Origin of the sequence: Parapedobacter composti, assembly GCF_900112315.1 — a bacterium.
GTDB classification, from domain to species: Bacteria; Bacteroidota; Bacteroidia; order Sphingobacteriales; family Sphingobacteriaceae; genus Parapedobacter; species Parapedobacter composti.
Genome location: NZ_FOLL01000007.1, coordinates 186969 through 196245 on the forward strand (window position 1 = coordinate 186969; position 9277 = coordinate 196245).

At 55.0% G+C, this 9277-nt stretch carries 7 protein-coding genes; 3 read left to right on the plus strand and 4 right to left on the minus strand.

Annotated features, from left to right (window positions below; all coding sequences use genetic code 11):
* Nucleotides 1-10: 10 nt before the first annotated feature.
* The 4 genes from BM030_RS09775 to BM030_RS09790 all read right to left on the minus strand — a co-directional run bounded on the left by BM030_RS09775 (nt 11) and on the right by BM030_RS09790 (nt 7262).
* Nucleotides 11-3655, minus strand: a complete 3645-nt coding sequence (locus BM030_RS09775) for a DUF4450 domain-containing protein (protein WP_211657568.1) — start codon at nt 3653-3655, stop codon at nt 11-13.
* A gap of 1 nt (nt 3656) precedes the next feature.
* On the minus strand, nt 3657-5078 hold the full coding sequence (locus BM030_RS09780; RefSeq protein ID WP_090973405.1) for a glycoside hydrolase family 28 protein: 1422 nt from the start codon (nt 5076-5078) through the stop codon (nt 3657-3659).
* An 18-nt stretch (nt 5079-5096) separates the two neighbouring features.
* Nucleotides 5097-6545: a glycoside hydrolase family 28 protein gene (locus tag BM030_RS09785; protein WP_244518822.1), complete on the minus strand. Its 1449-nt coding sequence runs from the start codon at nt 6543-6545 to the stop codon at nt 5097-5099.
* A 507-nt stretch (nt 6546-7052) separates the two neighbouring features.
* A complete protein-coding gene (locus BM030_RS09790; RefSeq protein ID WP_211657569.1) occupies nt 7053-7262 on the minus strand; it encodes a hypothetical protein in 210 nt (69 codons plus the stop codon).
* A gap of 305 nt (nt 7263-7567) precedes the next feature.
* Between BM030_RS09790 and BM030_RS09800 the strand changes: the two genes are divergently transcribed.
* From BM030_RS09800 to BM030_RS09810, 3 genes are all read left to right on the plus strand, one after another.
* On the plus strand, nt 7568-8146 hold the full coding sequence (locus BM030_RS09800; RefSeq protein WP_090973408.1) for a DUF6273 domain-containing protein: 579 nt from the start codon (nt 7568-7570) through the stop codon (nt 8144-8146).
* A 92-nt stretch (nt 8147-8238) separates the two neighbouring features.
* On the plus strand, nt 8239-8820 hold the full coding sequence (gene def / locus BM030_RS09805; protein WP_090973409.1) for a peptide deformylase: 582 nt from the start codon (nt 8239-8241) through the stop codon (nt 8818-8820).
* A gap of 28 nt (nt 8821-8848) precedes the next feature.
* Nucleotides 8849-9061, plus strand: coding sequence for a hypothetical protein (locus BM030_RS09810; RefSeq protein ID WP_090973410.1), 213 nt, complete (start codon nt 8849-8851; stop codon nt 9059-9061).
* Nucleotides 9062-9277: the final 216 nt, after the last annotated feature.

Here is a 9277-nt window from a genome sequence, read left to right on the forward strand (position 1 = left end):
TCATGCATCGTTAATCCCGGCATAGCGTTGCGCCCATCAAGCCGATAACCACATCGTTGGCCACCGCCCGCAGTTGCAGCGATTTCAGGGGCTTGCTTTTATCCAAAGGTACATCCAGCAAGGTGGCCGCCCCGCCGTCTACGGCCCGCTGCGTAAACCCTTTGATTTCCGTATAGCGGGGCGACTCCCGGTGTATTTCGCCTGTCTTCAAGTGTATGCGGTAAGGATGCGGCTTCCCGGTGCAGAACGCGGGGCTGTCTAAGTAATAATCCTGCTCAATGGGCCACCAGTTGTCCGGATTACGCAGTTCGAGCCGTTCCATGGTGCCGTCTGCGTAAGTGATAACCACCTCCCCGTTGGTCACGTGACTCTGCATCGGGTTAGTACTGCCTGCCATCAGCAGGTAGGCATGGCTGGCGTGTCCCGCAAGCGGGATACTGGCTTCATCCGGATAATTATCCCACATGGATACAAACAGTACATTCGGCGCTTCGGTCTCACCGGTCGTGCGCATCGGGATGCCGCCGGGCAGTGCAATCGCGTTCCCGGTCCCCGCCTTGCTGCGCAGCCCGCTGTCGTCGATATGCGCTTCCGTGAGCGGGTAGCACCAATTGCCGATACCCTGCCAGGGCAGCTGGAGCGTTGGCGATACGGGGCGGGGCGAGAGGTAGCGCTGCTCGAAAATCTCGTCGACCCGCGCATTCATCCAGCTGTCCATCGGCACCATGTCATAGGTCTTTGGGGCTGCCGGTTCCGCGTCCCAATGCGGTATATCCGCCTGCACGAGCAGGCTGTCGTGCTCATCCAGCACAGCTATTCGGTTGGTGCCAAACACCAGTTGGGTAGCAGGCAAGGCTACGTGCGCCGTGCCGTTGCCTGGCAGGTCAATCGCATGCTGCCCTCCGGGCGGCTGTCCGTTCAGCAGGAGCCGCACGCGCATCGCCGCACCGCGGTTATGCAGGGTAAGGCCGGTCGCCTGTTCCCCGCGCGCAATATCAGTGCTCACCTGCACCCGGCTTACACGCTCAACGTCTACCGGTTGCCACCAGGTAAACGCGCCCTGGCGCAGCTGCACGAAAAACGTGCCGTGCCCGGCCTCCGGGCCGACCGTAGCGGTCAGCCGATGCGGCTGCCGCGCGACAGCAGTCAGCGACCCCTGCGGATCGCGGTAATCCATAAACGCGGCCCGGCGGGTTTCCAGCGTCAGGGCAGTACCGGCCACGCAAGTACCGGCAATGTCCAGCCTTTCAATTGGCGCCGTATCCCACGCCACCACGATATTGTACGCCGGAGCTGCCGGCGCTTCCAGCACGATAGCCGGCGTACCGACGGCGTTATCGTCGGCCCGCCAGGGTACGGCCACCCCGTTGATGGTGACCGACCGGATCCCGGCGGCCCTGGCGGGCAGGCGCATCACCAGCCGCATTGCCGTCTGGAACCGGGGCGTCAGCAGGTAATGTTCGGTGCTGTCTTTCCGTTGGTAATCGAAACGGACATCCGGCGTTTCGAACGAAGCAAAGGTCCACTCCGCCGGCAGGCCCGGCCCCACGTGCAGCACACCATCCAATGCGCGGGGGCGGATGCCGAACAGCCCTTCCACCACCGTACGCGCGGCCACCCCGATGGGATCGGCAAAATCGCGGTACAACTCGCCGCGCCGCGCATCGTGGTAAGAAAGCTGCTGGAAGTTGCCCGGACTGGCGCCCAGGTACATGCTCTCCATCAGGCTGCTCCGCCACAGGCGGAATGCCTCCTGCGGCCTGCCGCCCTGCCAGTAGGCCAGCGCGGTATTCAACACCTCGGCCAGCGCCACGTTATTGACCGACCAGGTATAGGGCTGCCAGTTGGTGGTAGACAGCGTGTATAGCGTTGTATCTTCAAGTCCGCGTGCCCTGACCGGGATGTGCGGGATCTGTGTGTCTATATAGCGCAGCGACTGGTAAGCCATGAACGGGTCGGCCGTACCCGCATCCAGAGCATGGTAGATGGTCCACACCCCCGGCTGCTTATGCAACAACCTGTTGCCCAGCAGGTCTTCGTATTCGGCATACCATCCCTTGTCGGCCAGCCAAAGCCGGCTGTTCATCGCCTTGATTATCTTCTGCGCCTCCTTATCGTACGGTGCGGGGTCGTCGCCCACGAGCTGCGCCAACCGTGCCGCCACGCGGTTAGCCCGGTAATTATAGGCAGAGGTATGCGTTACGCCGCCGCCGCTGTACTGGAGTCCGTCGCTGGCCCAGATGGCGCAGTAGGCATCGTACAGCCCGTCGCCGTCGCTATCAAAATTGCGCTTCTCCCACGCCAGGTGCCGCTTGATGTAGGGCCACATTTCGCGGACGAACGCCGTGTCGCCCGTCCAGTCAAAATGGTTAAGCAACTGGTCAAAAAACACCAGGTTCATGTCGTAATGGTGCGGGCGGGTATTGTCGTTCGGGTTGCGGGAGATATAGCCGCTGGAAAACATGGCCGTGCCCATCTCTTCCAGATGGCGGGCAAGGTGCAGGGCGGTATCCATTACCACCGGCGCCGACTCGGGCGTGAGCACCTGTGAACGCGCATAGCTTTCGAAGTGCCTCCGGGCACGGTCGCTCCACCCCAGCAGGTCGCCTGCATACGCTCCCCGCCAAGCGTTCAAGCGCATGCGCCAGGCCACCGCTCCGTGCAGGAAGGTGGGGTCTTCCCATATCGCATCGGCGGCCACGGCGAGCGCGCCACCCAGCGTATTGATAAACGGATCCGGCGTATGCAGTTTCACGGTGCCCGCCAACGCCGCCCGCGCCGCTTCCGCCCGTCGGAAGGCCTCCGCCGCATCCATGTCCGGGTTCTCCTGAAGACCGCCGGTACGTACCATCCAGTAACGGGAAACCCCGGGAGCGGCGTCCAGCACTGCATACACTACCGGTGCAGCCGATGCCGACGACGCCAACAGTGCATGCGGACTGGTCAGCGCATGCGCGTCGCCCAGCCGCAGCACGCCCCCTTCAGGGAACGAGCCCGTGAGCCGGCGTTGCCCATCACGCCCTTGGGTATAGTCCAGCACAAAGCGGTGGCCCTGCAATTGGTACGTATTGCCCACACAATACTCGGGGTGCAGATAGAAGCCCGATTCAGGGTCCGCGCCGATGTCGCCTGCCCGGCTGAATTTCTTACCGCTCGCGCCGCCGAACACCGAAACCAGTTGCACCCCCTCAGGCACATTTCCCGTCACCGCCGCCTTCAACACCAGGCCCTCGGTATCCGCCAGGGCCAGCACCTGCAGGTCCAGCACCGCGTCGCCCAGCATCGCATCCTCAATGCGGTACAGCATCATCCCCGGCCGGTAGCGCGCTTCTATAGCTTCCGCATGGATTAGCCACTTGCTTTGCGTGCCGCTGACCAGTCCCAGCTGAAGGTTGCCCCCCACTCCCGGCAGGTAAAGGGCAAACTCCGGCAGATCGCCTGCCTCCACGCGGAAGGCCGTGTGCGTACCGTAAAGCGCCCGGTTGAAACGCCGTGTACCATTCCGGATAACAAAATCCTCCCCATCGGGCAGGTAACGGATAGCACGCCCGCGGTCGGCGCCCTGCCCCGGTTGTGCGGCAGCCGGCCCCTCGGGCAGCAACACGCCGGCCACGGCCGCTGCTGCCATCGCCAAACAGGTGATTCGCAACCGCATGCTATTTAAACTCCTCCGGTTTAGCCAGGCTCTTTTCCTCGATGGTGACATTTTCCAGCACCATGTTGCGCACGTTGTTTGCCTTGATGGGTGTTTTCACGCCGTGCATCGTCGCGTTAACCATGCGGAAGTCCTGCACCGGCGACTCCGCGTAAGCATTCACCAGGATACCGTACTTGCCGCCTCGCTCCACTTCCAGGTCCTCTACCCACACATTGCGGATGGTGGGCATGAAATCGCCGGGCTTTTCGTAAAACATATTAAAGCGCACCGCAGCCTCCTTATAAGTGCCCACCTTGGTATCTTTCATGAAGACGTTTTCAAGCGTGCCGCCCCGGCTGGAGCTGGTTTTCAAGCGCAGCACCCGGTCCAGTTGCGGACTGTCCATCGTGTTGTTCAGCGCAAAAACATTGCGCACACCGCCCGACACCTCACTGCCCAGCACCACGCCACCGTGCCCATCTTTCATGTAGCAATGTTCAATAATGATGTTTTCAGCGGGTACCCCTATCCGGCGGCCATCGCCATCACGGCCCGATTTGATGGCAATGCAGTCGTCGCCCGTATCGAAATAGCAATGGCTGATGAGTACGTTTTTGCTCGACTCGGGGTTGCAGCCGTCGTTGTTCGGACCGTGGGAAATCACCTTCACGCGCTCGACAATTACATTTTCGCACAGCACCGGGTTAATGTTCCACATGGGAGAATTGATAACCTTTACATCCGCTATCCGGATATTTTTGCATTTGTAGGGCTGTATGAAGTTCGGCCGCAGGTAATAGCCATCGCCAAACACGCGTGTTTCCGGATCCGTCTGCAAGTCGTTGAGCACATGCAGCGAGTCGCGCGCCGCCTTTTGATAACCGATATGTTTGCGGCCGCCAAACCGCTCGGCGCCGTTCCACCACCACCAATGGTCGTTATCGGCATTGCCATCCAGCGTACCGTTGCCGGTAATGGCGATGTTTTCCTCCCCATACGCATAGATAAATGCTGAGTAGTTAATCAGTTCCATACCCTCCCACCGGGTAAACACCAGCGGGTACTGCGTGGTATCCCGGCTGAAGCGCACCGTGGCACTGTCCGCCAGGTGCAGGTTTACGTTGCTCTTCAGGTAAATTGCGCCAGTGATAAACGTACCCAGCGGTACCACCACGCGCCCCCCGCCGGCTTCATGGCACGCCTCGACTGCCGCCTTGAACGCCTCGGTGTTCAACGTCTGGCCGTCGCCCACCGCGCCGTAATCCGTTACCGGGAACTCGCGATCCGGAAACTCCGGCGCCTTGATGAGTGCCCGCACCCGTTCCAGTTCGGCCAGTGGTTCGTCTATCGACTGCCAGGGCACATATCCATCACTGTCGCGCTGCTGCGCGTTGCTGCAAGCCGCCGCGGCGGCAATCCATAAAATAGCAAGTAATCTCATCGGTCTAAAGCTCGGTTTCTAAAGTTTAACATTATCGGTATTGGTCATTGTCAATGGTTTGCCGTCGGCGGCTTCAAGGGTTACCTTTTCAAAGGTCCAGTCCTTTGCATGCTGTATCTTGCCGGCCTCCTGCGCCCGGATGTACACGTCTGAGAAGTGGAAGTCCCGCAGCGGATTTTCGGCCAGGCCGTCGGCAAAGATCGCCCTCCGCGCATTCCGGCAGTTCACCTGGTCGATGTAAATCCCTTTGAACGTCGGGATGCCCCGCTGCGCCGGCACTACCGGTTCCAGCATCACCCGCCAGTGGTCGGGCAAGGTACGATAGTCATACCCTTCGGGCAACTCGGAATAGCTGTAAGACGGATTCCAGTTCGGCGTGATTTCCACGGCCACCCCCACACTGTCCATGGTGATGTTCCGCAGGTGAATATCCTCCACCACGCCGCCGCGGTTGCGAGCCGACTTAAAGCGGATGCCCACCTTGGTACCGTGCGCCCGGAGGTTACGGGCCATGATGTGTCGCATCCCGCCGGACGTTTCGCTGCCGAACGTAATCAGCCCGCCGCCCCGGCGCGAGACGCAATTCTGGATCAGCACATACTCCGTAGGCCGGTTGATGCGCAATCCGTCCCAGTCTCTGCCAGACTTGATGCAGAAATTATCGTCGTTGCAGTCGATATCCGCGTTCTGCACCAGTATCCATGACGACGAATCGATGTCTATCCCGTCGGTGCTTGGCCCATGCCCGCCGATGTTGTTCTGCACGGTGATGCCATCCACGGTTACGTATGATGAGTAGAGGATATGCACCGTCCAGAAACCCGCCCGTTGAAAGGTTATATCTTCAATCAGGATATCCCAGCAGCCATCCACCAGCAGCGTGCGCGGCCGTTTGGCATCGTAATCTACAATCCACCGCAGTTTTTTGGGTTCGTATTCCTTGCGCAGCGCCCAATAGGCATCCCAGAAAGGCTTTCCCTGTCCATCGATGATGCCACTGCCCGTAACTGCGGCATTCCGCTGGCCGATAACGTTAACCAACGCCGCAGGCCACAGCATCTCCACCCCCGCCACGCGGGTATGTATCTCCGGGTAATCTTCCAGCCGCTGGCTGCCGAGCAGGCGGACCCCTTCCCCGATATGCAGCTGCACATTCGATTTCAGGAATACCGATCCGGTCAGGTAATCCCCTTTATCAAAGACCACTTTTCCGCCGCCCTGGGCCGCACAGGCATCGATGGCAGCCTGGATGGCCGCGGTATTGAGCGTCTGCCCATCGCCTACGGCGCCGTGTGCATTCGCCTGCACCGTGCGATCGGCAATATCCAGCTTCCGGACGCCTACATATCGCGTCCACTCCGGTTCTTCGGCATTTACCCCGCCCACCATCAGGAAAATGAGCCATAATCCCGCTAAACGCCGAACGTTTCGCGCAAAAAAATCCATTGAAAAGCTTGTTCTGAACATGTATCTGGAAAATACGTTTGATTTATAATTAGCCGTTGCCCGCCAGTTTCCCGGCACAAACAACTACAGCAATATTACGATAAAAAACACCGAAAGTATCCTGTATTATCCTGACCCTTACCCACCCCCACAGGCGATAACGGGTTAGCTAACAGCTGGATAACAACGAAACGGGCCGTAAGAAAAAAAACACGCAATCGTTACCGAAACAGCTTCGTTACGTTGATCCGTGCTTCCGTGCATAGCCGCCCGGATAATCCGGCGCGCTGCTATAATATTTGCAGCTCCGTATCCAGTCGTTTTGGGAAACTCCTACTGATAAGTACAAAGTTGTTTGGTGAACCCCGTGGGAATAATCACCCCATCCGTTACCGAGGATTCGGAAGTGGCATCTTTTTAAGAGGAGTGGAACCTTTTTAGATAAAAAAACCGTGGCGGCCAGTCGCCGCCACGGTTGCTTCAGAAAAATTTTCGCTGCCCGACAAAGCCCTTTGCCGGATGTTTGGGTCAGGACCGGCCCATGAAACGGATGATCTCCACTACGGGAATGCCTAAATACTCCGAGGCCTGATAAACAGTTACATGCTGATGCCTATCCAGCCCAAACATATCCCGGATCTTGTTGAGGAGCCGCTGACAGGTGCGTTCACTCTGACCAGTGATCCGTTGCAGATCCGCAGGATACACAGCTAAACGTGATATGGATACCTCCATCATCAATGTATACCATTCCAAAATTACGAAAAACACAAGAACACACCAAAAAACAAATTCATTTTCTGTGCTTTATCTTGAATTTTTACGAAGCGAAAACCGAAATTCCGGAAATCGGTATGGTGTGTGCCGTTTTCGAGGATACGGAAGGGAACAGGCTGAATGTAGTGGGGGATATTAAGCATACATAGCGAATCTGCATACCTGTGAGCTCATGCAAACATAGATTGTGTTCGAGAAGTGAACTTTAACTTGAAAATAGTCAATAACTTCTTTAATATAGCAGTCGCGGTCAATAAGTGCGCCCAATGATAAAAGATGACATAATAGCCTTTGGAAACCACAATTGGCTGATACTTGAATGGGACGATAACAGGAAACTGGTTATCACTAAAGACATCATCGAACTAAGGTGGTATCACACCGAATTTGTAGATGTTACCTGGCCTGAAAGCGAAATAAGGAAATATCTCAACACTGATTTTTATGACATGTTCAACCAACATGAAAAAGAAAAAATTATTCCGGTTGTAAACCGCAATCCTGACAACCCATGGTTCGGGACAAAGGGAGGTGCGGACACGATGGACAAAATATTTTTGCTCAGTCTTGAAGAAGTCTGTAGGTATTTCGGGGACAGCGGCAAAAAACTACTTAACAGAGACGGTCAAAAATGGCATATCGAAGACGAAAATAATAGAAAACGGCAGGCGGTATATAATAACAAGCCTCAATGGTGGCGTCTTCGCTCACCTAGCTATTATAGCCGGACTTCCGCGAGCATCAGTTCCAATGGCAATGTATATGTAAGGGGCAACGGAGTTCACGGAAGCCCCAAAGATGGCGGAGGGGTTCGACCCGCGATGTGGTTGACGTTGGAAGTGTGATTTTCTATAAATCATAGATTAATGAGAACATTATTAACCATGATTCTGGTATAAGAGAGAAAAGTTATGCAAACTTCATCAGAAGAATAAAAATGAAAAGACCCATATTAGCATACGGACACCGTATTCTGGAGCAGGAATGCAGTGACATCGAAGCCACATATCCGGAGTTGGACAAACTGATTCCCGATATGTGGGAAACCATGCAAAATGCCAGTGGGTGCGGGCTTGCCGCACCTCAAATCGGACTACCGATAAAGTTGTTTGTCGTAGACAGTAAAACAACTTTTGAAAATCTGACTGTCCAGGAACAAAGGGCCATTTTTGACAAGAACGATAATGGAATTATGGAAACGTTCATCAATGCCAGAATAATTGAACGTTCGGAAGAGGTTTGGGAAGACGAAGAAGGTTGTTTAAGCATTCCAAACCTGTCACAAAAAGTACAAAGACCCTGGTCAATTGTCGTAGAGTATTACAACAAGGATTTTGAGCCAAAAACCAAATCATTTGGCGGTACGACGGCAAGAATGATACAGCACGAATATGACCATACACAGGGAATTCTATATCTCCATTACCTAAAACCACTCACAAGAAAGCTAATGGAGTCCAAACTAAAAAAAATCAAAAGGGGGCAAATAGAACCTGCTTATCCTATGAAGTTCATCTGAACAAAAACACCGTCTAAAGGAAGTCGGGATGACCACTTATACACCAGCAGAATTAGAAGAAGCGAAAACAGCGATCGATTCACTTATCCATAAATGTGAAATGGCTTTGCAGAAAATCGAAAAAGGCTCGTCCCAACACACATTGTTGACAAGAAGGATAAAAGCTTTGCAAATCTCAGCAAACCTGATCTTAGAGAAAATGTCGGAATTGAAAAACAACAATCATGGCTTACAGCACTGAACTTGCCCATCGGGTAAGAACCCATCTGGGCAACGTTTTACATCTCGCTTTCGAAGAAAAGAAAATGTTTGGCGGATTGGCATTTATGATTGGTGGCAAAATGTGCATCAATGTCACCAATTAGTACTGATGCGTTAACTTTTTGCATCAAATAAGTTTAACAATTTTTGTTCTTTGACACTTTGATTTTTTTGATCCTGAGCGATTAGATCCTTT

Coding starts and splice junctions, on each gene's coding strand:
- BM030_RS09800 (WP_090973408.1), top strand. CDS start 7,568: ATGATAAAAGATGACATAATAGCCTTTGGAAACCACAATTGGCTGATA.
- BM030_RS09780 (WP_090973405.1), bottom strand. CDS start 5,078: ATGAGATTACTTGCTATTTTATGGATTGCCGCCGCGGCGGCTTGCAGC.
- BM030_RS09790 (WP_211657569.1), bottom strand. CDS start 7,262: ATGATGGAGGTATCCATATCACGTTTAGCTGTGTATCCTGCGGATCTG.
- BM030_RS09775 (WP_211657568.1), bottom strand. CDS start 3,655: ATGCGGTTGCGAATCACCTGTTTGGCGATGGCAGCAGCGGCCGTGGCC.
- def (WP_090973409.1), top strand. CDS start 8,239: ATGAAAAGACCCATATTAGCATACGGACACCGTATTCTGGAGCAGGAA.
- BM030_RS09810 (WP_090973410.1), top strand. CDS start 8,849: ATGACCACTTATACACCAGCAGAATTAGAAGAAGCGAAAACAGCGATC.
- BM030_RS09785 (WP_244518822.1), bottom strand. CDS start 6,545: ATGTTCAGAACAAGCTTTTCAATGGATTTTTTTGCGCGAAACGTTCGG.